The following is a 26,299-nucleotide window of genomic DNA, read 5'->3' on the forward strand; positions in this document are numbered from 1 at the left end:
ACCCACGCTGATTTCAACGCCCCGCTGCCTAGGGCGGGCTGACTCACGCCCCCGGACGCCGTCTGTTGCCAGGCATGCCAACCGGGGCCAAAAACATATCGGAAGGGTGGACGTGTCCGAACCAGCTTCGATTTCTGCAGGCATTGCTGCGCGCTATGCCACCGCGGTGTTCGACATCGCGGAAGAGAACAAGGCGCTCGACAGCCTTGAATCCAGCATCAATGATCTGGCAGCCGCGCTGGCTGACAGCGACGACCTCAATAGCCTGATCCGCTCTCCGCTCATCTCGCGCGAGGAGCAGGGCGCCGCGATCACCGCCGTGGCAGACAAGATGGGGCTGGACCCCGTCCTGCGCAACACCCTGGCGCTGATGGCCGACAAACGCCGCCTGCACGTGCTGCCCGCGCTGCTTGACGCGCTGCGTGCCCGGCTCGCTGACGCCCGCGGTGAAGTCACCGCCGAGGTGACCTCCGCCAAGGCGCTGACCAAAGCCCAAAGTGAAAAGCTGGCCAAAACTCTGGCGGCGCGCGTGGGCAAGAAAGTCACCATCAATGCCACCGTCGATACCTCCATCATCGGCGGACTTGTCGTTAAAGTGGGCTCGAAGATGATCGACAGCTCGATCCGCTCCAAGCTCAACTCCCTACAGAATGCAATGAAAGAGGTCGGATAAATGGGTATCCAAGCAGCAGAGATTTCTGCGATCCTGAAAGACCAGATCAAGAATTTTGGTCAAGAAGCCGAAGTGGCGGAAATCGGCCGCGTGCTGTCCGTCGGTGACGGTATCGCGCGTGTCTACGGCCTCGACAATGTTCAGGCCGGCGAGATGGTCGAATTCCCCGGCGGCATCATGGGCATGGCGCTGAACCTCGAAGCCGACAACGTCGGTATCGTGATCTTCGGCTCCGACCGCGACATTAAAGAAGGCGACACTGTCAAGCGCACCAACTCCATCGTGGACGTGCCGGTTGGCAACGGTCTGCTGGGCCGCGTTGTGGACGGTCTGGGCAACCCGCTGGACGGCAAGGGCCCGATCACCGACGTCACCCGCGGCATTGCCGACGTGAAGGCGCCGGGCATCATCCCGCGTAAATCGGTGCACGAACCGATGGCGACCGGCCTGAAATCCGTCGACGCGATGATCCCCGTTGGCCGTGGCCAGCGTGAGCTGATCATTGGCGACCGTCAGACCGGCAAGACTGCGATCGCGCTCGACACCATCCTGAACCAGAAGTCGTACAACGACGCTGCTGGCGACGATGAGTCCAAGAAACTGTACTGCGTCTACGTCGCCGTGGGCCAGAAGCGTTCCACCGTGGCGCAGCTGGTGAAGAAGCTGGAAGAAACCGGCGCGATGGACTACTCCATCGTGGTGGCCGCAACCGCGTCCGACCCGGCACCGCTGCAGTTCCTGGCCCCCTATGCCGCAACCGCAATGGCGGAATTCTTCCGCGACAATGGCCGCCACGCGCTGATCATCTATGATGACCTGTCCAAACAGGCCGTGGCCTATCGTCAGATGTCGCTGCTGCTGCGCCGCCCGCCGGGACGTGAAGCCTATCCGGGTGACGTGTTCTACCTGCACTCCCGCCTGCTGGAGCGTTCGGCCAAGCTGAACGAAGACTTTGGTGGTGGTTCGCTGACCGCGCTGCCGATCATCGAAACCCAGGGCGGCGACGTGTCCGCGTTTATTCCGACCAACGTGATCTCGATCACCGACGGTCAGATCTTCCTGGAAACCGAACTGTTCTACCAGGGTATCCGCCCCGCCGTGAACACCGGTCTGTCGGTGTCGCGTGTTGGCTCCTCGGCCCAGACCAAGGCGATGTCCTCCGTGGCCGGCCCGGTGAAACTGTCGCTGGCCCAGTACCGCGAAATGGCGGCCTTTGCCCAGTTCGGCTCCGACCTGGATGCCGCCACCCAGCAGCTGCTGGCCCGTGGTGCGCGCCTGACTGAGCTGATGAAGCAGCCGCAGTACTCGCCGCTGACCAACGCGGAAATCGTCTGCGTCATCTTTGCCGGCACCAACGGCTACCTCGACAAGGTCGACGTCAAGGACGTGGGCCGCTACGAGGCTGGCCTGCTGAGCCACCTGCGCGGCAAACATGCCGACCTGCTCGCCGACATCACCGAAAACGATCGCAAGGTGAAGGGCGAGCTGGCTGACAAGATCAAGGCTGCGCTGGACGAGTTCGCCGCTAGCTTCGCTTAAGGGGAGGATGAGGCTATGCCGAATCTCAAGGACCTTAAAAACAGGATCGCGTCGGTCAAATCGACCCGCAAGATCACCAAAGCCATGCAAATGGTGGCCGCGGCGAAACTTCGCCGCGCCCAGGAGGCTGCCGAGGATTCCCGTCCCTATGCCAAGCGGTTCAATGCCGTGATGGCGGGGCTGGCGGCCTCGGTTGGTGGCAGCGATACCGCGCCCAAGCTGCTGCGCGGCACCGGCTCGGATCAGGTGCAGCTGCTGGTCGTGATGACTGCCGAGCGCGGTCTGTGCGGCGGCTTCAACTCGAACATTGCCAAGCTCGCCCGTCAGAAGGCGGCGGAGCTGAAGGCCGCGGGCAAGACGGTCAAGATCCTGACCGTTGGCAAAAAGGGCCGCGACGCCCTGAAACGCGACCTGGGCGATGACTTCATCGGCCATGTGGACCTGAGCGAGGTCAAGCGGGTTGGTTACGCCAATGCGCAGGACATCGCCAAGGGGATCCTCGCCCGCTTTGATGCGGATGAATTCGATGTTGCCACGATCTTCTACGCGGAGTTCGTCAACGTCGTGACCCAGATCCCCACCGCACAGCAGATCATTCCGGCCACCTTCGAGCCGTCGGAAGAAGAAGGCACGGGCGCGCTTTATGACTATGAGCCAAGCGAAGAGCAGATCCTTGCGGACCTGTTGCCGCGTGGCGTGGCGACCCAGATCTTCTCGGCACTGCTGGAAAACGGTGCATCCGAACAGGGTGCACGGATGAGCGCGATGGACAACGCGACCCGCAACGCGGGCGAGATGATCGACAAGCTGACCATCGAGTACAACCGTTCCCGTCAGGCCGTGATCACCAACGAGCTGATTGAAATCATTTCGGGCGCTGAGGCGCTCTAAGAGACAACCGGAGACCAACAAATGGCACAAGCAAAAGGCAAGGTGACCCAGATCATCGGCGCCGTTGTGGACGTCCAGTTTGACGACCAACTGCCCGCAATTCTGAACGCGCTGCACACCGAGAACGACGGCAAGACCCTCGTTCTCGAGGTGGCTCAGCACCTCGGCGAAAACACCGTCCGCACCATCGCGATGGACGCGACCGAAGGTCTGGTCCGTGGTCAGGCGGTGCAAGACACCGGCGCGCCGATCTCGATCCCGGTCGGCAACGCCACCCTGGGCCGCATCCTGAACGTCGTCGGCGAACCCGTTGACGAAAAAGGCCCGGTCAACGCCGACGAAACCCGTGCGATCCACCAGCCCGCACCGGAATTCAACGACCAGTCCACCGAATCCGAGGTTCTGGTGACCGGCATCAAGGTCATCGACTTGCTGGCGCCTTACGCCAAGGGCGGCAAGATCGGCCTGTTCGGCGGTGCCGGCGTGGGCAAGACCGTTCTCATCATGGAACTGATCAACAACATCGCAAAGGTGCACTCGGGCTACTCCGTGTTCGCCGGTGTTGGCGAGCGGACCCGTGAAGGCAACGACCTGTACTGGGAAATGATTGAATCCAACGTGATCAAGCCGGACAACCTGGAAGAATCCCAGGTGGCCCTGGTCTACGGTCAGATGAACGAACCTCCGGGGGCGCGTGCCCGTGTGGCGCTGACCGGCCTGACCCTGGCCGAGCAGTTCCGCGACCAGTCCGGCACCGACGTTCTGTTCTTCGTGGACAACATCTTCCGCTTCACCCAGGCCGGTTCCGAAGTGTCGGCTCTGCTGGGCCGTATTCCTTCGGCGGTGGGCTACCAGCCGACCCTGGCGACCGACATGGGCGCGATGCAGGAGCGCATCACCTCCACCAAGAACGGCTCGATCACCTCGATCCAGGCCGTCTACGTTCCCGCGGACGACCTTACCGACCCGGCCCCGGCAACCACCTTTGCCCACCTGGACGCGACCACCGTTCTCAACCGTGCGATTTCGGAACTCGGCATCTACCCCGCTGTGGACCCGCTCGACTCCTCCTCGCGCCTGATGGACCCGCAGATCGTTGGCGAAGAGCACTACAAAGTGGCTTCCGACGTTCAGCAGATCCTCCAGCGCTACAAGTCGCTGCAGGACATCATCGCGATCCTCGGCATGGACGAACTGTCGGAAGAGGACAAGCTGACCGTTGCGCGTGCGCGTAAGATCCAGCGTTTCCTGTCCCAGCCGTTCGACGTGGCAAAGGTCTTCACCGGCTCCGACGGTGTCCAGGTTTCCCTGGAAGACACCATCGCCTCGTTCAAGGCAGTTGTGGCCGGCGAATACGACCACCTGCCCGAAGGCGCCTTCTACATGGTTGGCGGCATCGACGAAGTGATCGCCAAAGCCGAGAAAATGGCTGCGGAAGCCGCCTAAGAATGGATTTTCCCCCGCGCCCTTTGCCGGGGGCGGGGGAACCCTGAAAGGAGGCCCAAATGGCACAAACGATGCAATTCGACCTCGTGAGCCCGGAGCGGAGCCTGGCTTCGCTGCAGGCAAGCGCGGTTCTGATCCCCGGAGCCGAGGGTGACATGACGGCGATGCCACAGCATGCGCCGACCATCACCACCCTGCGCCCCGGCGTGCTGAAGGTCGAAAGCCCGGAAGGCAATTCGGAGTATCTGGTGACCGGTGGTTTTGCCGAAATCGCGGGCGACAGCCTGTCGGTTCTGGCCGAACGCGCGATCCCGATGGCCGAGATGGACCGCGATCAGATGAACGCGCTGATCGAGGAAGCCCGCGAGATGTACAAGACCGCGAAAGAGGAAGACCAGCCCCACGGCCTGGTCGAGGACGCAGCCAAGCTGCTGGCCGATATGGAAGCCCTGGGCACCCATATGTCCCTCTGATCCAGCGCGGATTGGACGATTCTGAAACCGGCTCCCGCAAGGGGGCCGGTTTTTTTGTTGGTCGGTGGGCTGGCCGATGCGCTGTGTTTCCGTGGCCAAATTCTGCCCGTCCGGCGAACCTTAAGCCGGCTTTTTGCGATCATTGACGATTTCTGGGCGCCATCTCATTCTTCAGGCACCCGTAGAAGGAGACCAATGCACAGAGGCTTCGATTGAACCGCAGGCAGCGGTATCGCTTGGCACCGTCACTGCCGAACCTCTTTGCATTCTTTCTATGGAAGTATCATGGAAAATCTAAATATCGTGATCCGTCCGTTCGACGCAGGAACGGACATGGAGCGACTCTCGGGCATCTGGCTCGACGCATCCTTGAAGGCGCATCCATTCATAGGCAAGCTGCGGCTACTGGCGCAGCGCGAGCTGATCGAGGAAGAATATCTTCCGAGCTCGGAAACATCGGTCGCCTAAAGTGCCGGCCAACCCATCGGGTTCAACAGTCTGTTGGGTGGTCATATCGGCGGGTTTTTCGTGTCCCCGACCCGGCAGAGCATGGGCGTGGGGCGCAAGCTCATCGCGCGCGCCTTGTAGCGCGAAGGTGGGCCTTCGCTTGAGGTCTACACCGGCAACGAACAGGCAGTGCGTTTCTGCACCTCCTTCGGTTTCAGGGAAGGGACCCGGCGCGATGTGGATGATTTCGGTTATCCGTTCGAGACTGCAGCCCTGAATTTGAACTGCGGACCAAAGAACCGGGCGGGAGCTTTCCTGCCCGGTTGCATCATACGAACAGCGCAGCCTCCGCGCGGTGGTAGGCCAAGGCTCCCATGCCCCGTATATTTTCGAACCTTTAACGCAATTCTCATCAATTTTCTAAAAATTACCCTGCAACATATGCTCCCAAGATGCAGGATTCTCCGTGACCGACTGGACCTCCGGCTATGTCGCCGACATCGACTACACCCACGACTTCCACAGCCAGCTGACACCCGCGGGCCTCGCCTTCTGCGCCACCGCGCAGGGCCATCGCCATGGGCTGGGCCAGCCGCGGCTGGCCTATTGCGAACTGGGCTGCGGGCAGGGGTTTTCCGCCAATCTGCTGGCTGCGGCCAATCCGCATATCGATTTCCACGCCATGGACTTCAGCCCCGCCCATATCGCCGGCGCCCGTGAACTGGCGCAGGAAGCTGCACTGGACAACGTGCAGTTCCATGAACGCTGCTTTGCCGACTTCGCGGAGACTGAAGGCTTGCCGGCCAGCTTTGATGTCATCGCGCTGCACGGGGTGTTCAGCTGGGTCTCGGCCGAGAACCGCGAACACATCCTGCGATTCATCGCCGATCGGCTGAAACCGGGCGGACTGGTCTATGTCAGCTACAACGCGATGCCGGGCTGGGCGGCGGCGCTGCCGCTGCGCCAGATGCTGCTCGGCCATGTGGAACAAGCCAGCGGCCCGCTGCCCGCCCGCATCCAGGAGGCGCTCAGGCACGCGCGCCAGTTGCAGGAAGTCGGGGCCGGGGTGTTTTCCAAGAACCGGCAGATGGGAAAACGCCTGTCGCAGATGCAGAAAATGCCGGTCAACTACCTGGCGCATGAATACTTCAATGCCGATTGGTCACCCTTCTATTTCGAGGATCTCAGCGCCGCCATGGGCCAGGCCAAGCTTGAGTTCCTCGGCGCCGCCAGCCCGCTCGACAACCGCGACGATGTCCGTTTCACCGCAGATCAGCAGGCGCTGCTGGCGGCCGAGGGCGACCCGACGCGCCGCGAGGGTCTGCGCGACCTGCTGCTGAACGAGCATTTTCGCACCGACATTTTTGTAAAGGGCAAGCTGGCACATACGCCGCGTGGCGAAATCGGCGGCTGGTTCGAAACCCCGCTGGCGCTGACCCGCGGCTACAGTGGCGGCAAGCTTGAATTCCAACACCGCGGGCAGACCCTCGCGCTGGAGCCTGCAAATTACGCGCCGGTCCTCACCGCTCTGGCGCAGGGGCCGGCTACCGTGCGCGCTCTGCTGGATCAGGGGGTGTTCGGCACCATGGAATGGGGCAGCATCTGCCGTATGCTGACAGTCCTGATTGGCACCGGCTGTCTGGCGCCCTGCCTGCCGCAGGACGATCTGGCACAGCGCGGCGCCAGCTGCCAACGCTTCAACATGGCGGTGTGCAAACGGGCAGTAGACAGCGACACCCTGCGCTTTCTGGCCTCGCCTGTCACCGGCGGCGGGGTGGCGCTGGACCGGTTTGAACAGCTGTTCCTGCTGGCCCGCAGCGAAGGCGAGCAGACCCCCTCCGACTGGGCCGCGCTGGTCTGGCGTATCCTGGCCCCGCAGGGCCAGCGCCTGCAACATGAGGGGCGCGTGCTGGAAAGCGACGCGGAAAACCTCGCCTTGCTGCGCGCCCGCGCCGGCAATTTTGCGGCCCGCCGCCTGCCGATCCTGACCCGTCTGGGGGTGACGCTGGACGCACCGGGTACAGCCACCGGCCAGGCCACCAGCGCAGCCGCCTGAACCGGCCTCGCAGGCCCGGCGGAGCCCGGGCCTGCGGCATTAGCAATTTGAAAATCTGTCGTCGCTAGACAGGTTTGCGCAGACCCTTTCACTGACAGGAACCGAAACGTGTCCTTTGAAGATCGCACGCTGGCCCCGCAAACCAGAGGCCGAGAGGCCGCCTTTGCCCTGGATGAAGTGTTTTTCTCCCGAACCGATGCCCGTGGTGTCATCCTGGCCGGCAACACGGTGTTCAGCCGGGTGTCGAAATATGCGCTGGAGGACATGCTGGGTGCGCCGCACAAGCTGATCCGCCACCCGGACATGCCGCGCGGCGTGTTCCAGCTCTTGTGGGACACCATCCGCGACGGCGGCACCGTTGGCGCCTATGTCAAGAACAGGGCCAGCGACGGCAGCTATTACTGGGTGTTTGCCGTCATCACCCCTTGCGAAGGGGGCTACCTGTCGGCCCGGATCAAACCCTCCAGCCCGCTGCTGAAGACCATGCAGCAGGAGTACGCCCAGCTGCGCCGCGCCGAGCAGAGCGAAGGCCTGGAACCCAAGGACAGCGCCGACCGGTTGCTGTCGCGGCTGCGGGAGCTGGGCTATGCCACTTACAATGACTTTGCCGGTCACGCCCTGGCCGAGGAGCTGGTGGCCCGTGACGCCGGGCTGAACCGCCCCGCGGATGAGCGCATCGTCGAACGCCGCGCCATGTTCGCCACCGCCGACAGGTTGGTGCAGGAAACCGAAGGTCTGGTGCAGGATTTCGAATCCATGCGCACCATCCCCCACAACCTGCGTGTGATCGCCTCGCGGATTGAGCCTGCGGGTGGACCGGTCACCGTGCTGTCGCAGAACTACAGCGCCATGTCGCGTGAGATGGCCAGCTGGTTCGAGGCGCATGTCTGGGGCAAGGACAGCAATTTCCGTGCCATCAAGGGCACGGTCACTGCCGCCATCTTTGTCGAGGGGCTGGCCCGCATACTGACCGAATGTGATCGCCAGCTGGACCAGGAAGACAATGCCACCGCCACCGCCACCGCCATCGACATTGCCCGCGAACAGGGAATTCTGGCGCAACTGACGGCGGAGCAGGTTGAAAAGGCCGGCAGCAGCCTGCGCGACGTGCGGTTCGAGGCCGGACGCATCCAGAAGGCCTGCCTGACGCTGCACCGCCATTTCATGGCGCTGACCACCACGCGGGTTCTGTGCAAGATCGAATGCGCGCGGTTGGGCAACGTCGGCGAGTCGCTGAACTCGATCATTGATGAGCTGGGCCAGTTCCAGGACCGGATCTCCGCCCGGCTGGAGGAAATCACCCAGCTCAGCACCGCGCTCAGCGCTGAGGAGAGCTGACAGCGTCCCAGCCCCAGGTGCCGCGCCACCGCCAAAGGCGGCGGGCTCCGCAGCGGATAACTGCGGCGCATGGCAACACCTTTTTTACCGCTGCGCGTATTCCTGCTGATTTTCGCCGGACGACAGGCTAGCATGCCGGGGCAGGTGTGGTGGTCGAGACGTGGAATGAAGAGATTGCGAAATCCCCGGACGGGGATCCTTCAGGGGGATGCGGTGGTGTTCTCCGATTTCGAGGACGGCGGAGAGATGTGGACCGGCACCGGCCCGCGTGAACGGCGATGCCGGGTGCAATTTTCTGAGAGCTTCGCAAGCCCGCCCGCCGTGCAGGTCTCCGTCTCGATGTGGGACATGGACACGTCGGCGGCGATCCGGGCGGAACTGGTGGCAGAGGACATCACCCGCGACGGTTTTGACATCGTCTTCCGCACCTGGGCCGACAGCCGCGCCGCCCGGCTGCGTGCCGCCTGGATGGCAATTGGGGATCTGCCTTTTGCGGACGACTGGGACGTCGATTAAACCACCGCCGTCAGCCGTCCCGCGCGCAGAAGCCTTTGAAACTTGGGGCATTCCAGGTGGCTTGGCGCCGGGCATTCCGCAACATGCCGCAGCGCATCGCGCAGGATCGCCAGCTCCTCGATCTGTGCCTCCAGCGCATCGGCGCGGGCGCGCAGCTGATCGCGCGGCAGCTCCGGCTGGCCCTTCTTTCCGAACATCCCGGCAATGTCCTGCAACGAAAACCCCGCCGCCTTGCCCAGGGTGATCAGCGACAGCTGCAACAGCACCTCCGGCCCGAACTGACGCCGCAGCCCGCGGCGCCCGGCGGCGGTTATCAATCCGATCTCCTCGTAGTACCGCAGGGCCGAGGGGGCCACGCCGGACCGCTTGCTGACCTCGCCAATATCCAGAAGTTTCATCCTTGACCTCAAGCTAACTTGAATTGGCAGAGTGCCAGCCTTCACGGAAAAGGACAAGGAAACTCCCTGATGACGACGGAAAACGGTGCGCTTTGGCGCGATCCGCGTGCGGTTGCGCTGCTGATGGCGGCCAGCCTGACGGTGATGGCAAATGCCACCATCAGCCCGGCGCTGGCGGGGCTGGAGCGGGAATTTGCCGCCCGGCCAGATGCGGGTCTCTTGGTGCGGCTGCTGGTCACCGCGCCTTCGCTTGCGGTGGTGCTGATGGCGCCGCTGGCAGGGTGGCTGGCCGACCGGGCCGGGCGGCGGCGGGTGTTGCTGGCCGGGGTGGCGCTGTTTGTGCTCTGCGGCACCGCCGGCGCCTATCTGCCGGGGCTGTATGCGATTCTGGTCAGCCGCTTTGGCCTGGGGATCGCGGTGGCTCTGATCATGACCGCGCAGACCGCGCTGATCGGCGATTATTTCACCGGCGCGCGGCGGCACGCGCTGACCGGATTGCAGATCTCGGCGCGCAATTTCGGCGGGCTGCTGTTCATCGGTCTTGCGGGTCTGGCGGCAACGGCGTCACCACGGTTGCCGTTCCTGATTTACGCGCTGGCGCTGGTCTGCCTGTACGCGGTCTGGCGCCACGTAGCCGAACCGACCCGCAGCCAAGCGCCGCCGGCTGAAGGGGAAGCGGCAGGCCATCCGGCCTGGCTGGCGCTGGTGCTGGGGGTCTCGGCGCTCCAGATGCTGACCAATGGTCTGTTCTTCATGATGCCGACGCAGCTGCCGTTCTTTTTTGAAACGCAGGGGCTGAACAGTGCCCTGATGACCAGCGCTGCGCTGGGGCTTCTGTCGCTGTGCGGTGGCCTCGCGGCGCTGTTTTACGGCCGGTTCAAGGGAGCGTGTTCCCATGCGGCGATCTTTGCCATGGGGTATGCCGCGTTGGCTTGCGGCCTGCTGGTGCTGTCGCAGCAGGGCAGTGCGGGGCTGTCGCTGCTCGGGGCGATGGTGGTGGGGGTCGGATATGCCACCGTGTCACCCGGCTTTGTGGCCATTGCGCTGGCGCTGGCACCTGCGCGCCGCCGCGGCACTGCCGGGGCGATCCTGACCGGCTCGGTGTTTCTGGGGCAGTTCCTGTCGCCCGTGGCCAGCACGCCTGCCATCGGGCAGTGGGGCTATGGCGGTACCTTCGCCGCGGCGGCGGGCGTGGCGGCGCTGCTGTCGGCTGGCGCGGCCCTGGCTGCGCTGCACCGCCGCCGCCGCCGCCGCGGCGCTGTTGCCTGACACCCCATACACAACGAAAAAGCCCCGCAAATCTGCGGGGCTTTGCAAGAGCGTTCGTTGCGGGCAGCCTCAGCCGCCGTTGCTGTAAAGACTCTCGTAGATTGGCACCAGCGTCTTGTCCTCGAACAGCGACGACACGGAGGTGCCGTGCCAGATGTTCAGGATCGCCTGGGTGAACAGCGGCGCGGTGGGCAAGATGCGGATGTTGGGCGCGGCGGCCACGGCCTCGGTCGGCTGGATGGAATCGGTCAGCACCAGCGACTTCATCACCGAATTGGTCACCCGCTCCACTGCCGGGCCGGACATGACGCCGTGCGTGATATAGGCGTGCACTTCCTTGGCACCGTTGTCCAGCAGCACTTGCGCGGCCTTGCACAGCGTGCCGGCGGTGTCGCACATGTCGTCGATGATCAGGCAGATCTTGTCCTTCACATCACCGATCACGGTCATTTCAGCCACTTCGCCGGCCTTTTCGCGACGCTTGTCGACAATCGACAGCGGCGCGTTGATCCGCTTGGCCAGCTCACGCGCACGGGCCACGCCGCCCACGTCCGGGCTGACGACCATCAGCTCGTCCATGCGGTCCTTGAACTGGTTTTTCACATCCAGCGCAAAGATCGGCGAGGCATAGAGGTTGTCCACCGGAATGTCGAAGAAGCCCTGGATCTGCGCCGCGTGCAGGTCCATGGTCAGCACCCGCTCGATGCCGGCACCGGTCAGCATGTTTGCCACCAGTTTGGCCGAAATCGGCGTGCGCGCCTTGGTGCGGCGGTCCTGACGGGCATAGCCAAAGTAGGGGATCACCGCGGTGATCCGCTGGGCCGAAGACCGGCGCAGCGCATCGGAGATGATCAGCAGCTCCATCAGGTTGTCATTCGCCGGGTTGGAGGTCGGCTGGATGATGAACATGTCCTCGCCGCGGACGTTTTCGTAAACTTCGACGAAGATTTCCCCGTCGTTGAACCGCTCCACGCGGGCATCGACCAGACCCTGGTCAACGCCACGGTGCATGCTCATCCGGCGGGTGATGGCTTGGGCAAGAGGAAGATTGGCGTTCCCAGCAATCAGCTTGGGTTCGTTCAAGGTCGGCATTGGCTGTGATCCCCAGGCAGCAATGGCAATGTGTCAGATTCGTGATATTGAACCCCGCTTATCATGCACTTACCCTCGCGCAAAGTTATTACCGGGAGAAACAACCGATGGCAGCCGTGGATTTTTACTTCTCAACCCTGTCGCCCTTTACCTATCTGGCCGGCAGGCGCCCGTGGGAGATTGCCGCGCGCCATGGCGTGACGCTCAATCTCAAGCCGCTGGACATTCTAGCGCTGTTTCCGCGCACCGGCGGCACCCCGCCCGCGCAGCGCCACCCGGCGCGACAGGAATACCGCATGATCGAAATGCAGCGCCAGGCGGCCGCCCTGGAGATGCCGATCACGCTCAAACCGGCCCATTGGCCCACCAATGCCGCCCCGTCGTCCTATGCGATCATCGCCGCCCAGGCGGCGGGCAACGGCGATCTGGCGCAGCTGGTCACCGCGATCCTGGCGGCCTGCTGGGCGCAGGAAAAAGACATTGCCGAGGACGCGGTGATCCGCGCGTGCCTTGAAGGCGCCGGCTTTGACCCTGCGCTGGCGGACAGCGGGCTCCTGGCCGGCGCGGAAACCTATGCGCAAAACCTCGAGGATGCAGTCACCGCTGGCGTCTTTGGCGCGCCCTTCTGGGTGACGGCGGACGGCGCGCGCTTCTGGGGTCAGGATCGGCTGGCGGCACTGGATGCGCATCTGGCCGGAGCGGCAGCGTGAAGGATATGCCGCAGGGGATCTTTGCGCGCACCTTCGGGCAGGGGCCGCGACCCTTGCTGGCGGTGCATTGCTCGCTGGCCCATTCCGGTGCCTGGCGCGGCCTCGCCGCGGTCATGGAGCAGGAGGTGACCCTGACCGCCTATGACATGCTCAGCCACGGGCGCAGCCCGGACTGGGACGGGCAGGGCAATTACCAGCTGCTGAATGTGGCAGCGGGCCTTGCACAGCTCGAGCCCTTGGCGCAGGCGGGGCCAGTGGACGTGATCGGCCATTCCTTTGGCGCGACGGTGGCGCTGCGCATGGCAATGGCGCGGCCCGACCTGGTGCGCAGCCTGACCCTGATCGAACCGGTATTGTTTGCCGTGGCCCGTACCGACGATCCGGGACTGCTGGCCGCGACCGAGGCCGAGAGCCGACCCTTCGATGAAGCCTTTGCTGCGGGTGAGCTGGAGCGCGCCACGCGGCTGTTCAACCGCATGTGGGGGCCGGGCCATCCCAAGTGGCCGGACCTGCCCGAGACCTCGCGAGCAGCAATGATGCGGGCGATGCCGGTGATCCCGGCCAGCCACGCAACCCTTTATGACGACGAAAACGGCACCCTCGCCCCCGGCGCGCTGGAGCCGGTAACGATGCCGGTGCAGCTGATCTACGGCAGCAAGAGTCCTGCGGTGATGGCGGTGATCGCCCGCGGGCTCAGCCGTCGTCTGCCGCAGGCACAATGCGCCGCGATGCCCGGGGCAGGGCATATGCTGCCGGTGACCCACCCACAACAGACGGCGTCGCTTCTGCGCCGGTTCTGGCGGACCTAAGGCCCGCCAGCGCGCCCCCCCGGCCCAAGGAGCCGGGCGCGGCGTCAGCAATTGATGGTGCGGGTCACCACCTCGCGGAAGAAATCAATCTTGCCGCCCGTCTCATGCGACAGGATGAAGGTTTCGCTCTGCACCTCGCAGCCGCGCAGCCCATAGTGAAACCGCTGCTGAAACCGGGTCTGGTGCCAGCCATCCCCCAGTGCTGTGCTGTCCAACCCGGTGATGGTGGTGCCTTGTGGAAATACCTCCTGGCCCAGCCGGGCCAGCACCGCGCCAAAGCCGTGCAGATCCCGCGCCTGTTGCCAGCTTGTGTCGGCCTCGTCGCGGTAGTGATCGATGCGAAAATCGACGTCCGGCGCGATCAGTGCCATCAGCGCCGGGTCTCCGGCCTCGAACAGGCGCAGCAGGCGGTCGATCAGCGGCGCTTCGGCGGCGGGTGCCGTCAGTGCGGGGGCAGTCTCAGTCATGGTGTGTTCCTCAACAGTTGCCGCCGCAGGCTGCCAGTTCCTCTGGCTATATAGAATTGCTGTAGTGACTATAATCGCTATAGTCATGACCTATGACAGATCTCGCTCCCTTGCGCTATTTTCACGCCGCCTATGAGGCCGGCACCTTCAGTGCTGCCGCACGGTTGAGCCGGGTCAGCCAGCCGACGGTGTCCGCGGCCATTGCCCGGCTGGAGGCGCAATATGGTGGCAAGCTGTTCCTGCGCGGCGGCGACGGGCTGACCGCGACGGCGCTGGGGCATGAGTTGTACCAGCAATCGGCGGCGGTGCTGGCGCAGTTGCACCGGATGCAGCAGCACATGGCGGGGCGGGCGGCGCGGTTGGTGCGCGTGCATTGCCAGCCCGACATCTTCCCGGCGCGGTTCCAGCCCGGTCTGCGAGCGCTGCGGCAGCAAGGGGCGGTGACGCTGCAGTTCACGGAGGAGGCCGCGCGTGCCGATCTTCTGATGTGTTCACAGGACTGCCTGCCGCGCGGTTTTGCCTTTCGCGCGCTGTGGCAGGACAGCTATGGTGTGGCCCTGCCGCTGGGCCATCCGCTGGCCGGGCAGGCGGCGCTGACGCCGCAGGATCTGGGGAATGAGGCGCTGATCGCCCGGCCCTATTGCCCCGCTGCCGATCAGGCACTGCGCCAGGCGGAGGGGTTGTTCGCCACCGCCGCCGAGGCGGTGCATGACGCCCAGCTGCTGGAGCTGGTGGCGGCGGGTCTGGGCATTGCGCTGGTGCCGGTGTCGCACGGCCAGGCGCACCCCGGCATCACCGTCACCCCGCTGACGCTGGCAGAGCCGGTCACCCGGCAGGTGGGGCTGGGCTATCGCAGAAACAGTTTCGCGGCCGGACTGGCGCGCAACTTTACCGCCACCTGACGGCTACAGCAGCGCGAGGAAGGTGTCGATCTGTTCATGCGGCACAGACCAGTCGCAGACAAAGCGCGCGGTCACCATTTCGTCCTCCGGCCCCTCCATGCCGCCATCCCACAGGTGATAGGCAGCACCGGCCTCGAACAGGCGGCGGTGGGTGGCGCGGGGCAGGGCCGCAAAGATCATATTGGCCTGCACCGGGTGGCTAAACTCGGCCCCCACCGCGGCCAAACCCGTGGCCAGCCGCGCGGCCTTGGCATTGGCGGCGCGGGCGTTGTGCAGCCACAGATCATCGCTCAGATAGGCCAGCATCTGCGCCGACAGATAGCGGTGTTTGGAGAACAGATGCGCGCCGCGCTTGCGGCGGTACTCGAACTCCTCGGCGCGGGCCGGATCAAACAGCACCACCGCCTCCACGCCCAAACAGCCGTTCTTGGTGCCGCCAAAGGACACTGCCTCGACGCCCGCCTTCCAGGTCATCTCCGCCGGGGTGCAGTCCGATGACACCAGCGCATTGGCAAAACGCGCGCCGTCCATATGCACCGGCAGGCCAAAACTGCGTGCGACATCGCCCAGCCCGTTGAGTTCTTCAACCGTGTAGACGGTGCCAAACTCGGTCACCTGCGACAGCGACACCGGGCCGCGTTTCGGTCCATGCACGCCGCGGTTTTCCTCGCCCTCCAGTGCGGCCCGCAGATCCTGCGCGGTCATCTTGTCGGCCTCGCAGACGGTGGTCAGCTTGGCCCCGCCGCTGAAGAACTCCGGCCCGTTGCATTCATCCACGTTGATATGCGCCTGCCGGGTACAGAACATCGTCTGCCAGGGCTGGCACAGCGCCGACAGCGCCAGCACATTGGCGGCAGTGCCGGTGGCCACCAGATAGACGGCCGCCTCGGGGGCCTCAAAAATCTCGCGGATGCGGGCGGTGACCTGCTCCATCTGCACATCGGCCCCATAGCCCATGGCATAGCCCTGGTTGGCCGCAGCCAGCGCATCCAGGATCTGCTGCGGCACCGGGCCGGAATTGTCAGAGGCGAAATGCATGGCACATACTCCTTGCGTATAAGGCGTGATCTGAAATCAGGTTGGCTCGTCGATGATGTGGTCTTCCCACTCATCCTCGGAAATCTCAAACTCGGAAACGGTCCAGCCACGCACCGAAACACCGGCCTCATGCACGCTCTCAGGCGTGCCGGTCAGCAAGGGGTGCCATTCGGGCAGCGGCTTGCCCTGCCACAGCAGCCGGTAGGCGCAGGTCTCGGGCATCCAATAGGCATGGGTGTCGAGGTTCTCGGGCTTCAGCACGATGCATTCCGGCACGAACTGATGCCGGATCGGATACTGCGAGCAGCGGCAGGTGCTGTCATCCAGCAGACGGCAGGCCACACGGGTCAGCGCCACGTCGCCGCTCTCCTCGTCCTCCAGCTTGTTCAGGCAGCATTTGCCGCAGCCGTCGCACAGCGCTTCCCATTCCTCTTGGTTCAGCTTGTCCAGCGGCTTCTTCTCCCAGAAGCGCTGGCTCAGACCGGAACGGTCGATCACGTCCTTGCCCCGTTTCATAGCGCTGCCAGAAGGTCGCGGGCGCGGGCGCAATCCGCGTCCATCTGTTCGATCAGCGCATCCAGCCCGTCGAACTTCAGCTCGGGGCGCAGGAACTCCACCAGCCCGACCGACAGGGTGGCGCCATATAGGTCGCCTGAGAAATCAAACACATAGGTTTCAATATTGGGCACCACGCCGCCAAACATCGGCCGAACCCCGACAGAGGCGGCACCAAAGTAGCTGCCCTTGTGCGGACCGTCCAGCACGTCAACCAGCACCGCATAGACGCCAAAGCGCGGCTGATGCAGCCCGTCGATCGACATATTTGCGGTGGGAAAGCCCAGCTCGCGGCCGCGCTGCTCGCCGCCAATCACCATGCCTTCGATGCGGTGCCAATGGCCCAGCATCTCCTTGGCGTCGCGCGGGCGCCCCTCGCTCAGCGCATTGCGGATCGCGGTGGAGGAGACCGCATGTTCGGAATACTCCATCAGCGGCGCAATGGTGACGCCAAAGCCGTATTGTTCGCCGAACCGTTTCAGATCCTCGGCATTGCCTGCGCGCGCCTTGCCAAAGCAGAAGTCAGCCCCCACCACCACATGGCGCAGACCGAGCCCCTTGGCGATCACGTCGCGGGCGAATTCCTCAGGTGTCAGGCTGGACAGGGCGGTGTTGAAATTCAGCTCATATAGCCGCGCCACCCCCAGCTTCTCCAGCCGATGCGCCCGCGCATCAGCACGCATCAGCCGGAACGGCGGGCTGTCGGGGGCAAAATACTCGCGCGGATGGGGTTCAAAGGTCATCACGCCAAGCGGCGCATCGGGGGCCGCCTTGCGGGCCAGCTCGATCACCGACTGATGGCCCAGGTGCACGCCGTCGAAGTTGCCGATGGCGACGGTGGCGCCCCGGTCCTGATCTTCGACGAATTGATAATCTCTGACGATACGCATGGCGCATGCCTATCCGCAGCCGCCCGCCGGTTCAAGCGGCCAGTGACGGCGCAGGACGCGGGCCGGGCGGATCGGTCCAGGACGCTAGGTGTTGCGCCGCCGCCGAACGCGGCCTTCACGCGATCCTTACGCGGCAGAGCCATACTGCCTGCCGATCGATCACCCGCCATGGCCCGCAGGCCATGATACCAAGCGCAGGGCGAACTGTGTGGCCGCCCGCGTATCACCCGGAGACCGGCCCCGATAAAAAGGGGGTCGTTCAGGAACTCCTGTCCGAGCAGGCCCCGAGGGGTCTGTCCACCTCCACCCGGCGGCGCCGCCATCCTTCACGGGATCCGCGCACACAGCTTGAAATGGCGCAGACCAGATGCGCAAAACCGCCCGGGACCAATGGCCCCCCGGCGGACGAAACTGATGCGTGCAGGCACCCGAACGGCTGCCAGGGCCGTTTCTTTCTGGTGAAAACTACTCTGGGGGTGAGGCCCGGCACGGGCCGAGGGGGCAACGCCCCCGATTGGCGGCGGCTGCGCCCGACCAGCCGACTGACGGGCGCTTCGGCTCAGTCGAACTTGCGCGACGGCGCCAGCACCATGGCCTCGCCTTCCAGCACCTTCTTGCCATCGACGATGCAGCGGCAATTCAGCTTGACGCGGCGCTTGTCGATCACGATGTCGGTGACCTCGACCTCTGCCAGCACCATGTCACCGGGGCGCACCGGGGCCAGGAACTTCAGCGACTGGCTCATGTAAATGGTGCCATGGCCGGGCAGCTGCTCGCCGATCACCGCCGAGATCAACCCCGCGGTCAGCATGCCATGGGCAATGCGGCCCTCAAAGATGGTGTCCTGCGCATAGGCGTCATCCAGATGCACCGGGTTGCGGTCGGTGGAGACCTGCGCGAATTTCTCGATGTCCTCGTCGGTGATGGTTTTGCGCAGATAGCGCACCATCCCCATCTCGATGTCCTCAATGCAGATGGTGCCGCGCGGCATGTTGTCCAACATCCGGTCCTCCCGTCGTCCCGCCCGGGTGCCGTTGTGGCCGCAGGCGTGTTGAAATATTTGCGCGCAAAATTGCTCGCCTGCGCAACTTTATTACTTTGCAGTTGCAGAAAATCAAGGGGTTTCTCAAATCAAAACCCCCGCCAGTTGCGGCGGGTGCGGGGAAGTCTGACCGTTTTCGTGACGCGCTGCGGTATTACCGCAGGAAACCAATGGCATAGGTCGGGGCGGATTGCTCCTTCTCCAGGAACGCCTCCAGCGCATCGGGTTCGGGCTGCGTGTCGGTCTTGGTCTCCCGCGCGGCCAGGCCGCCGGTGATGAACAGGGAATCGATGCCTTCGCCCATCGCGCCGGCCACATCCGTGTGCGGGCCGTCACCAATGGCCAGAATGTCGCCATCCGCGATGTCATGGGCCAGATCCGCCAGGCGACGGCGTGCCAGGTCATAGATCGGCGGATGCGGTTTGCCGAAATACAGGCTCTCGCCGCCCATTTCCGTGTACAGCCGCGCCAGCGCGCCGGCGCACCATTCGCGCGTCTCGCCGCGGTCCACCACGATGTCGGGATTGGCGCAGAGCAGCTTCAGTCCCATCTGCTTGGCATAAAGGAAATCGGGGCGGTTCACATCCGGGTGGGCCTGGGTGTCAAACGGCCCGCAGCAGACGATGCCCTCGGCTTCCTTCAGCGGCACGCGGGTGATCTCCACCGGGTCGTGGATCACGTTCAGCGGCTCGAAGAAGCCTGCGTCACGTTCCCATTCGCCCATGAAGTAAACCTTGTTGCCAACCGCGCCGGTGAACATTGCCGCCCGCGCGCTGTCGCCGGAGGTGGCGATGGTGTCATAGGCATCGTCCGGCACGCCAAACTCTCCCAGCTGCGCGGCCACGCCAGCGCGGGGTTTGGGCGAATTGGTCAGCAACACCACGATGCCCCCCTGCGCGCGGTAGGCCTGCAACGCCGCGACAGCCTCGGGAAAGGCGGTGATACCGTTGTGCACGCAGCCCCACAGGTCCACGAACAGCGCCTTGTAACGGCTGGAGACGTCGGCGAGGGAATTGATGATCTGGGTCATGGGCGATCTCCTGAGGCGGTTTCCCCCGCTTATGCCCGAGCCGCGCCCGCAATGCCATGGGGCAACCGCTTTCGCCGCACCCGCATTGCCGCTAAACCCATGCCAGGGAGAGACCACCGCCCCGCCGGGGCAACCGGAGAAACATGATGGCAAAACCAATTCATTCGATGATCCGCGTGCTGGACGAGACGCGCGCACTGGCCTTTTACAAGGCGGTATTCGGCATGGAGCTGCGCGACCGGTTCGATTTCGAGAGCTTCAGCCTGATCTACCTCGCGACCGACGAAAGCCCGTTTGAGCTGGAGCTGACGGTCAACAAGGGGCAGGAGACGCCTTACGAGCTGGGCAACGGCTATGGTCATCTGGCCTTTGCGGTCGAGGACCTCGAAGCCTCCCACGCCGCGGCAAAGGCGGCCGGTTACGCGCCGCGCGACATCGTCGAATTCAAGCCTGACGGGGAAAATATCCTGGCGAAGTTCTACTTCATCGCCGACCCGGACGGCTACCAGATCGAGGTGCTGCAGGCGGGCGGGCGCTACCGCTGAGAGGCCGATAACGCAGTCTGAGTAAAGGCGCCCCGCGGGGCGCCTTTTTGCAGATGGTGGCACAGCCGACCGCGATGCGCGCCGCGAGGACACCGATTCTTGATTGGCCGTTAAACTAAGTGTTTTGAGCGAACACTCAATAAAGGCTAGAGACCGTGCTGCGGCACCGGAGCCGTTTCATCCCCTACACGCATTCACGGGCACCTTATGTGCGGGCCAAGAGGCGTGCGGTGACTGTCGCCAACTCTAGCCTAAGAGCAAAGCTGACCCGCATCGCAGCCTCGCGAGAAAATCAGAAAGAACACAACGGCATGATGACACCTCACTTCTTCAGAAACCTGATGTTGGCCGGTTTGGCCGGCGAAATTTCGTTCGAGATCTACGCATGGCTGATCTCGCCACTGTTGTTCGGTGTTTCTCTTGCTCCTGCGAACCTGGTTGTTGCCCTTATTAAGTTGGCTTTGGGAGCCACTGTGCCGTATTGGGTCGGATTCCTCGTCCACTTCATGATCGGTGCCGCCGGGTTTGCAGCGTTCGTGTGGTTGACGCATCTTGTGTCGCGGACCAACCTTATCCTGTCAGGTGCAATCGCCGGGTTTATTCTGTGGTTTGTGGCCCAGGGTCTTCTTGCCCCAGTCGTCGGGCGCACGTTCATGATGGGTTTCGGCGCCTACACGCAGTCTTCTTTTATCGGGCATGTCGGAATGGCTAGTGTGATGGGATTTGTCATGCTCGCGCTCCAATCGCGGCGGGATCACGCTGGAGCCTGAGTGCTGCCAAGACCAAAGCTGGGACAAATCAGAAGCGCACTTCCGCTTTTCCCGCTGAGAGGACGTTTAAAAAAGGCTCCCGAAGATTGCTTCGGGAGCCTTGGCTCAACATGCTGCCGCACGCAGAACTGGTATCGTCGCGGGCTGCGTCAAGCCCTGCAAAGGGCTGACCCGGCGGGGTGCCCTTTGCCTCAGGTGGCGGCGGTTGCCGCTCAGACCTTCAGGTTCGGGATGATCTGCTTCTTGCGTGACATCACACCCGGCAGCACCACGGTGTCGCCATCGGCGTCCGCGTCAAAGGATTTCTTGGCCACACTCTTCACCAGATCGTTCGGGACCAAGAGGGTGGCTTCCTCGTTCAGGATGTCGACCACGAACAGCAGAACCTGATCGACGCCGTCTTCGGCCGCCACGGTGGTCATCGTCTCCATCAGCGAGGCCTTGCGGTCCAGCACCACGGCCGGCGCGGTGGTTTCCAGCACGGAGACACGGAACTTGGTGCCGTCGACCTCGTATTCCTTGGAATCCATGCGCAGCAGCTCTGCGTCGGAGAAGGACGACACATCGGATTTCGCGGCAAACATCTCGGCGGCATAGTCGGCAATGGTGATGCCCAGATCCGCCGCCAGCTTTTCGGCCACGGCCTTGTCATGCGCGGTGGTGGTGGGCGAGCGGAACTCCAGCGTGTCGGATAGGATGCAGGTCAGGGCGGCACCCTTGATCGCCTCGGGCATCTTGGCGGCGTCGTCACCCATCAGGTCCACCATGATGGTGGCGGTGCAGGCCAGCGGGCGGATGGTGATGTCGATCGGGCCTTTGGTTTCCAGGCCGCCGACCAGCTTGTGGTGGTCGATGATAGCCTGCACGTCGGCGCCGTTGATGTTGGCGGGCAGCTCGGCCGGGTTGTTGGTGTCGACGATCACGACCGCGGCGTCATCGGCCACGTCCTCGATGATCGCGGGCTTCTCAAAGCCCCAGCGCTCCAGCATGAACGCCGCTTCGGTGTTCGGCTCGCCCAGCAGTTTGGGCTCGGCGGCGACGCCTTTCACCTCGTTCAGGTACCAGGCCCAGATAATCGGGGAGCCGGTGGAATCGGTATCGGGGGATTTATGGCCGAAAACTTGAATGGTCATGGGCTGTCCTGTTCACTCATCTGACATGAAATAGGGGAGATTTGCGCGCCTTATAGAAAGGCTGCGCGCCGGTGTCATCCCATAACTCTTATGTGCCGCAATGCAGCGCCGATTTGCCGCCGCTTGTCTCGCTGCGGGCTTGGGCCTAGGGTCGCACGCAAACGGGGCAGGGGCAGACATGGTGCAGACATCCGAGGCGCTGAAGATCGACGTCGGTCTCTTTGCCCATGACGAGGGCGCGGGCATCGCCGCCATGCTGGACGGGCTGGCGCAGCAATCGCTGCTGCAGGGCGGCGCGGATGTGCGCCTGCTGCTGCTGGCCAATGGCTGCCGCGATGACACCGTTGCACAGGCGCGCGCCGCCATCGCCGCCAGCGCGCTGGCGGGCCGGGCGGAGGTTCTGGACCTGCCGGAGCCTGGCAAGAGCCGCACCTGGAACCGGTTCACCCATGATCTGTCGCGCAAGGAGGCGGATCTGCTGATCTATTGCGACGCCGACATCCGCTTTGCCGATGCCTCCACCTTGCAGCAGCTGGCCGACTTCATGCAGGCCAACCCGCAGCTGGCCGCCAGCAGTTCCTTCCCGGTCAAGGATCTGGCGCTGGCCGAGCGCCGCCTGTCGCTGGTCGAAAAGCTGATCGTTTCCGGCGGCAGCCGACCCGAGGATGTGCGCAGCCACATCTGCGGCCAGTGCTATGTCGCCCGCGCCGAGGCGGTGCGCGCGGTCCATATGCCCGCTGGCCTGCCAGTGGAGGACGGCTATCTGCGCGCCATGCTGCTGACCCGAAACTTCACCGCGCCGGAGGATCTGTCCCGCATCGATGCCAGCCCGGCTGTCTGGCACATCTATGAAAGCGAGCGGACCCTGGCCGCCCTGATCCGGCACCAGACCCGCATCGTTATCGGCGGTGCGGTCAATCTGGCGCTGTTTGACCACCTGCGCCAGCTGCCCCGCGATCAGCGCCCCGCAACCCTGCGACAGGCGGCAGCGCAGTCGGGCTGGCTGCATGACATGCTGGCAGCCGCGCTGCCGCGGGCGCCCTGGGGCTGGGTGCCGGTGCATTTTCTGGTCAAACGCAGCGCCGCGCTGCTGCAAACGCCGGGGGCGCTGCGGCCCGGACGGCTGGCAAAACTGCTGGCCGGGCAGGGGTTCGATCTGCTGGTGTGGCTGCTGGCGCAATGGCGCATGGCCCGCGGCAGCGGCGCCGGGTACTGGTAAGCGACCGGGCAGGGCGGTGCCTTTGCGACGCGCGCCGCATTGCCAATCGCGCGGCATCCTGCCAGTCAGGGCGCATGGAACGCGAGGATCAGCTGTATGCGCCGGTGAAGGCGCTGCTTGAAGCCCAGGGCTATGCCGTCAAAGGCGAGGTGGGCGCGGTGGATGTGATGGCTGTGCGCGGCGAGGAGCCGCCGGTGATTGTCGAGCTGAAGCTGCGGTTCTCGCTGTCGCTGTTCCATCAGGCAATTGCCCGGCTGGCGGTGAGCGATCACGTCTATATCGCGGTGCCGCGCCCCGGCGGGCGGCAGGCGCGGCGGATGCTCAAGGACAATCTGGCCCTGTGCCGGCGGCTGGGGTTGGGGCTGATTACTGTGCTGGCCGATGGCCGCGCCGAGGTGCATTGCGATCCCGGCCCCTACAGTCCGCGCAAATCCAAGAAGAAACAGCAGCGCCTGCTGCGCGAATTTCAGACCCTGCGCGGCGACCCCAACGCGGGCGGTGCCACCCGGCACGGGCTGGTCACCGCCTACCGTCAGGATGCGCTGGCCTGTGCCGCCCATCTGGCCACGGTCGGTGCCTGCAAGGGGGCGGAGGTCGCCCGCGCCACCGGTGTCGCCCGCGCCACCCGGCTGATGGCCAGCAACCACTACGGTTGGTTCGAGCGGGTGGCCACCGGCATCTACCAGCTGACGGACGGCGGGCGGCAGGGGCTGGCAGACTGGGCGGGCAGCTGGGAGGACGACTGATCCGCCGCGCCCCCCGATCCCGCAGTGAAGGGATGCATTTTTTCTGCTGATTCCGTGTTGACAAGGCCGGGGTGCATTCCTAGCTTCCCCTCGTTAGCACTCACCGGGTGTGAGTGATAACGGCTCCGGTCGCCGCCCCATACTGCGGGCGCATCGGGGTGCAAAAGATAACAACCTTTGAGCCTTTAAGGAGCTGCAAAGATGGCATTGAAACCGCTTCATGACCGCGTGCTGGTGCGTCGCACCGAGAGCGAAGAAAAAACCGCAGGCGGCCTGATCATCCCTGATTCCGCCAAGGAAAAGCCGAGCGAAGGCCAGGTCGTCGCAACCGGCGAAGGCGCGCGCAAGGACAGCGGCGAGCTGATCGCCATGGCCGTGAAAGAGGGTGACAAGATCCTGTTCGGCAAATGGTCCGGCACCGAAGTCACCGTCGACGGCGAAGAGCTGCTGATGATGAAGGAAAGCGACATCATGGGCATCATCGAGTAAGCCGCCCGGCTGCTCTGATCCCAAATCTCGCTGACAACCACAGAATTTCTCTAGGAGAGTGAACAATGGCTGCTAAGGACGTCAAATTCGACACCGATGCCCGCAACCGTATGCTGAAAGGCGTCAACATTCTGGCTGACGCCGTGAAAGTGACCCTGGGCCCCAAAGGCCGCAACGTGGTTCTGGACAAATCCTTCGGCGCACCGCGCATCACCAAGGACGGCGTGTCCGTGGCGAAGGAAATCGAACTGGAAGACAAGTTCGAGAACATGGGCGCCCAGATGGTGAAGGAAGTTGCTTCCCGCACCAACGACGAAGCCGGTGACGGTACCACCACCGCAACCGTTCTGGCCCAGGCCATCGTCAAAGAAGGCCTGAAGCAGGTTGCAGCGGGCCTGAACCCGATGGACCTGAAGCGCGGTATCGACCTGGCCACCGCCAAGGTTGTCGAAGGCATCAAAGCCTCCGCCCGCGCCGTGAAAGACTCCGACGAGGTTGCGCAGGTTGGCACCATCTCCGCCAACGGCGAAGCTGAAATCGGCCGCCAGATCGCTGACGCGATGCAGAAAGTCGGCAACGAAGGTGTCATCACCGTCGAAGAGAACAAAGGCATGGAAACCGAGACCGACGTGGTCGAGGGCATGCAGTTCGACCGCGGCTACCTGTCGCCCTACTTCGTGACCAACGCTGACAAGATGATTGCAGAGCTGGATGACTGCATGATCCTGCTGCACGAGAAGAAACTGTCTTCGCTGCAGCCGATGGTTCCGCTGCTGGAGCAGGTGATCCAGTCGCAGAAACCGCTGCTGATCATTGCCGAAGACGTCGAAGGCGAAGCGCTGGCGACCCTGGTTGTCAACAAGCTGCGCGGCGGCCTGAAAATCGCAGCCGTCAAGGCACCGGGCTTCGGCGACCGCCGCAAGGCCATGCTGCAGGACATCGCGATCCTGACCGGTGGCCAGGTGATCTCCGAAGATCTGGGCATGAAGCTCGAGTCCGTCACCATGGACATGCTGGGCACCGCCAAGAAGGTCGAAATCACCAAGGACGAAACCACCATCGTCGACGGTGCTGGCGAGAAGGCCGAGATCGAAGCACGTGTTGCCCAGATCCGCACCCAGATCGAAGAGACCACCTCCGACTACGACCGTGAGAAGCTGCAAGAGCGCGTTGCCAAACTGGCAGGCGGTGTTGCCGTGATCCGCGTCGGCGGCATGACCGAAGTGGAAGTGAAAGAGCGTAAAGACCGTGTCGACGACGCCCTGAACGCCACCCGCGCAGCCGTGCAGGAAGGCGTGATCGTCGGCGGCGGTGTTGCCCTGGTCCAGGCCGGCAAGGCCCTGGAAGGTCTGGAAGGCGCCAACGCCGACCAGAACGCCGGCATCAACATCGTCCGCAAGGCCATCGAAGCGCCGCTGCGCCAGATCGCCGAGAACGCCGGTGTCGACGGTGCCGTGGTTGCAGGCAAGATCCGCGAATCCTCGGACAACGCCTTTGGCTACAACGCGCAGACCGATGAATATGGCGACATGTTCTCCTTCGGCGTGATTGACCCGGCCAAGGTGACCCGTACCGCGCTGGAAGACGCGGCCTCGGTTGCAGGTCTGCTGATCACCACCGAAGCCATGGTTGCCGACAAGCCCGCCAAAGAAGGCGCAGCTGCCGGCGGCGGCATGCCCGACATGGGCGGCATGGGCGGCATGGGCGGCATGATGTAAGTCACGCCATCCAACCGGATGACTTTGGGGGCTGCCTGAAAGGGCGGCCCCTTTTTCATTGCCCGAGGGCTGCGCCTGCCGAAGCCCCGCTTTGCGGG

General features: G+C 64.0%; 29 protein-coding genes. 20 read left to right on the forward strand and 9 right to left on the reverse strand.

Features of this window, described 5'->3' with window-relative positions:
• Window positions 1-112 precede the first annotated feature (112 nt).
• The 10 genes from AC0IPL_RS14920 (at window position 113) to AC0IPL_RS14965 (ending at window position 9,379) form a co-directional block, all read left to right on the forward strand.
• Window positions 113-673 carry a F0F1 ATP synthase subunit delta gene (locus AC0IPL_RS14920; RefSeq protein ID WP_474272739.1) on the forward strand — a complete coding sequence of 187 codons (561 nt, stop codon included), beginning with the start codon at window positions 113-115 and terminating at the stop codon, window positions 671-673.
• Window positions 674-2,212, forward strand: a complete 1,539-nt coding sequence (gene atpA / locus AC0IPL_RS14925; RefSeq protein WP_474272740.1) for a F0F1 ATP synthase subunit alpha — start codon at window positions 674-676, stop codon at window positions 2,210-2,212.
• Between the two features lie 15 nt (window positions 2,213-2,227).
• Window positions 2,228-3,103 carry a F0F1 ATP synthase subunit gamma gene (locus AC0IPL_RS14930; RefSeq protein ID WP_474272741.1) on the forward strand — a complete coding sequence of 292 codons (876 nt, stop codon included), beginning with the start codon at window positions 2,228-2,230 and terminating at the stop codon, window positions 3,101-3,103.
• 21 nt (window positions 3,104-3,124) lie between these two features.
• Window positions 3,125-4,549 carry a F0F1 ATP synthase subunit beta gene (gene atpD / locus AC0IPL_RS14935; RefSeq protein WP_474272742.1) on the forward strand — a complete coding sequence of 475 codons (1,425 nt, stop codon included), beginning with the start codon at window positions 3,125-3,127 and terminating at the stop codon, window positions 4,547-4,549.
• A gap of 59 nt (window positions 4,550-4,608) precedes the next feature.
• On the forward strand, window positions 4,609-5,022 hold the full coding sequence (locus AC0IPL_RS14940; protein WP_474272744.1) for a F0F1 ATP synthase subunit epsilon: 414 nt from the start codon (window positions 4,609-4,611) through the stop codon (window positions 5,020-5,022).
• A 285-nt stretch (window positions 5,023-5,307) separates the two neighbouring features.
• Window positions 5,308-5,490: a GNAT family protein gene (locus AC0IPL_RS14945; protein ID WP_474272745.1), complete on the forward strand. Its 183-nt coding sequence runs from the start codon at window positions 5,308-5,310 to the stop codon at window positions 5,488-5,490.
• Between the two features lie 60 nt (window positions 5,491-5,550).
• Window positions 5,551-5,610 carry a hypothetical protein gene (locus tag AC0IPL_RS14950; RefSeq protein WP_474273191.1) on the forward strand — a complete coding sequence of 20 codons (60 nt, stop codon included), beginning with the start codon at window positions 5,551-5,553 and terminating at the stop codon, window positions 5,608-5,610.
• Window positions 5,611-5,935: 325 nt separating this feature from the next.
• Window positions 5,936-7,525, forward strand: coding sequence for a methyltransferase regulatory domain-containing protein (locus tag AC0IPL_RS14955; protein ID WP_474272747.1), 1,590 nt, complete (start codon window positions 5,936-5,938; stop codon window positions 7,523-7,525).
• A gap of 108 nt (window positions 7,526-7,633) precedes the next feature.
• The gene (locus AC0IPL_RS14960; RefSeq protein ID WP_474272748.1) at window positions 7,634-8,863 is read left to right on the forward strand and encodes a PAS domain-containing protein; all 1,230 of its coding nucleotides are present in this window, start codon (window positions 7,634-7,636) and stop codon (window positions 8,861-8,863) included.
• Between the two features lie 165 nt (window positions 8,864-9,028).
• Complete coding sequence (locus AC0IPL_RS14965) at window positions 9,029-9,379, forward strand: H-type lectin domain-containing protein (RefSeq protein ID WP_474272750.1); 351 nt, start codon at window positions 9,029-9,031, stop codon at window positions 9,377-9,379.
• Here AC0IPL_RS14965 and AC0IPL_RS14970 read toward each other — a convergent pair.
• Complete coding sequence (locus AC0IPL_RS14970) at window positions 9,376-9,777, reverse strand: helix-turn-helix domain-containing protein (protein ID WP_474272752.1); 402 nt, start codon at window positions 9,775-9,777, stop codon at window positions 9,376-9,378. The two genes, AC0IPL_RS14965 and AC0IPL_RS14970, sit on opposite strands and share 4 nt — an antisense overlap.
• Window positions 9,778-9,846: 69 nt before the next feature.
• On the opposite strand from AC0IPL_RS14970, the gene AC0IPL_RS14975 reads away from it, so the two are divergent.
• On the forward strand, window positions 9,847-11,046 hold the full coding sequence (locus tag AC0IPL_RS14975) for an MFS transporter (protein WP_474272754.1): 1,200 nt from the start codon (window positions 9,847-9,849) through the stop codon (window positions 11,044-11,046).
• A 69-nt stretch (window positions 11,047-11,115) separates the two neighbouring features.
• On the opposite strand, the gene AC0IPL_RS14980 is transcribed toward AC0IPL_RS14975, so the two are convergent.
• Window positions 11,116-12,138 carry a ribose-phosphate pyrophosphokinase gene (locus AC0IPL_RS14980; RefSeq protein WP_474272757.1) on the reverse strand — a complete coding sequence of 341 codons (1,023 nt, stop codon included), beginning with the start codon at window positions 12,136-12,138 and terminating at the stop codon, window positions 11,116-11,118.
• 107 nt (window positions 12,139-12,245) lie between these two features.
• Between AC0IPL_RS14980 and AC0IPL_RS14985 the strand changes: the two genes are divergently transcribed.
• The gene (locus AC0IPL_RS14985) at window positions 12,246-12,848 is read left to right on the forward strand and encodes a DsbA family protein (protein WP_474272760.1); all 603 of its coding nucleotides are present in this window, start codon (window positions 12,246-12,248) and stop codon (window positions 12,846-12,848) included.
• Window positions 12,849-12,853: 5 nt separating this feature from the next.
• Window positions 12,854-13,657 carry an alpha/beta fold hydrolase gene (locus AC0IPL_RS14990; RefSeq protein ID WP_474273193.1) on the forward strand — a complete coding sequence of 268 codons (804 nt, stop codon included), beginning with the start codon at window positions 12,854-12,856 and terminating at the stop codon, window positions 13,655-13,657.
• 44 nt (window positions 13,658-13,701) lie between these two features.
• On the opposite strand, the gene AC0IPL_RS14995 is transcribed toward AC0IPL_RS14990, so the two are convergent.
• A complete protein-coding gene (locus AC0IPL_RS14995; RefSeq protein WP_474272763.1) occupies window positions 13,702-14,124 on the reverse strand; it encodes a hypothetical protein in 423 nt (140 codons plus the stop codon).
• A gap of 92 nt (window positions 14,125-14,216) precedes the next feature.
• Between AC0IPL_RS14995 and AC0IPL_RS15000 the strand changes: the two genes are divergently transcribed.
• Complete coding sequence (locus AC0IPL_RS15000) at window positions 14,217-15,026, forward strand: LysR family transcriptional regulator (protein ID WP_474272764.1); 810 nt, start codon at window positions 14,217-14,219, stop codon at window positions 15,024-15,026.
• Between the two features lie 3 nt (window positions 15,027-15,029).
• Here AC0IPL_RS15000 and AC0IPL_RS15005 read toward each other — a convergent pair whose 3' ends face one another.
• The 5 genes from AC0IPL_RS15005 to AC0IPL_RS15025 all read right to left on the reverse strand — a co-directional run bounded on the left by AC0IPL_RS15005 (window position 15,030) and on the right by AC0IPL_RS15025 (window position 19,581).
• Window positions 15,030-16,064, reverse strand: a complete 1,035-nt coding sequence (locus AC0IPL_RS15005; RefSeq protein ID WP_474272766.1) for a threonine aldolase family protein — start codon at window positions 16,062-16,064, stop codon at window positions 15,030-15,032.
• A gap of 36 nt (window positions 16,065-16,100) precedes the next feature.
• The gene (locus AC0IPL_RS15010) at window positions 16,101-16,580 is read right to left on the reverse strand and encodes a YcgN family cysteine cluster protein (protein ID WP_474272767.1); all 480 of its coding nucleotides are present in this window, start codon (window positions 16,578-16,580) and stop codon (window positions 16,101-16,103) included.
• Entirely contained in the window at window positions 16,577-17,509 is a 933-nt protein-coding gene (locus AC0IPL_RS15015) for a bifunctional riboflavin kinase/FAD synthetase (RefSeq protein WP_474272769.1), read from the reverse strand. The genes AC0IPL_RS15010 and AC0IPL_RS15015 overlap by 4 nt, the downstream gene beginning before the upstream one ends.
• Before the next feature lie 559 nt (window positions 17,510-18,068).
• Window positions 18,069-18,512, reverse strand: coding sequence for a MaoC family dehydratase (locus tag AC0IPL_RS15020; RefSeq protein WP_474272771.1), 444 nt, complete (start codon window positions 18,510-18,512; stop codon window positions 18,069-18,071).
• Window positions 18,513-18,705: 193 nt separating this feature from the next.
• The gene (locus tag AC0IPL_RS15025) at window positions 18,706-19,581 is read right to left on the reverse strand and encodes a TIGR01459 family HAD-type hydrolase (RefSeq protein WP_474272773.1); all 876 of its coding nucleotides are present in this window, start codon (window positions 19,579-19,581) and stop codon (window positions 18,706-18,708) included.
• A 146-nt stretch (window positions 19,582-19,727) separates the two neighbouring features.
• Here AC0IPL_RS15025 and AC0IPL_RS15030 point away from each other — a divergent pair, with 146 nt between their 5' ends.
• Both AC0IPL_RS15030 and AC0IPL_RS15035 read left to right on the forward strand, forming a co-directional pair.
• Entirely contained in the window at window positions 19,728-20,126 is a 399-nt protein-coding gene (locus AC0IPL_RS15030) for a VOC family protein (protein ID WP_474272774.1), read from the forward strand.
• Window positions 20,127-20,356: 230 nt separating this feature from the next.
• On the forward strand, window positions 20,357-20,896 hold the full coding sequence (locus tag AC0IPL_RS15035) for a hypothetical protein (RefSeq protein WP_474272775.1): 540 nt from the start codon (window positions 20,357-20,359) through the stop codon (window positions 20,894-20,896).
• A gap of 212 nt (window positions 20,897-21,108) precedes the next feature.
• Here AC0IPL_RS15035 and AC0IPL_RS15040 read toward each other — a convergent pair whose 3' ends face one another.
• A complete protein-coding gene (locus tag AC0IPL_RS15040) occupies window positions 21,109-22,029 on the reverse strand; it encodes a manganese-dependent inorganic pyrophosphatase (protein ID WP_474272777.1) in 921 nt (306 codons plus the stop codon).
• Window positions 22,030-22,207: 178 nt separating this feature from the next.
• On the opposite strand from AC0IPL_RS15040, the gene AC0IPL_RS15045 reads away from it, so the two are divergent.
• The 4 genes from AC0IPL_RS15045 (at window position 22,208) to groL (ending at window position 26,201) form a co-directional block, all read left to right on the forward strand.
• Entirely contained in the window at window positions 22,208-23,248 is a 1,041-nt protein-coding gene (locus AC0IPL_RS15045; protein ID WP_474272779.1) for a glycosyltransferase, read from the forward strand.
• Between the two features lie 74 nt (window positions 23,249-23,322).
• Window positions 23,323-23,994: a DUF2161 domain-containing phosphodiesterase gene (locus AC0IPL_RS15050; protein ID WP_474272780.1), complete on the forward strand. Its 672-nt coding sequence runs from the start codon at window positions 23,323-23,325 to the stop codon at window positions 23,992-23,994.
• Window positions 23,995-24,195: 201 nt separating this feature from the next.
• Window positions 24,196-24,483, forward strand: coding sequence for a co-chaperone GroES (gene groES, locus AC0IPL_RS15055; RefSeq protein WP_474272782.1), 288 nt, complete (start codon window positions 24,196-24,198; stop codon window positions 24,481-24,483).
• A 65-nt stretch (window positions 24,484-24,548) separates the two neighbouring features.
• On the forward strand, window positions 24,549-26,201 hold the full coding sequence (groL, locus tag AC0IPL_RS15060) for a chaperonin GroEL (protein ID WP_474272784.1): 1,653 nt from the start codon (window positions 24,549-24,551) through the stop codon (window positions 26,199-26,201).
• The last annotated feature ends 98 nt before the right edge of the window (window positions 26,202-26,299 follow it).

The organism is Leisingera sp. SA32 (assembly GCF_056033425.1).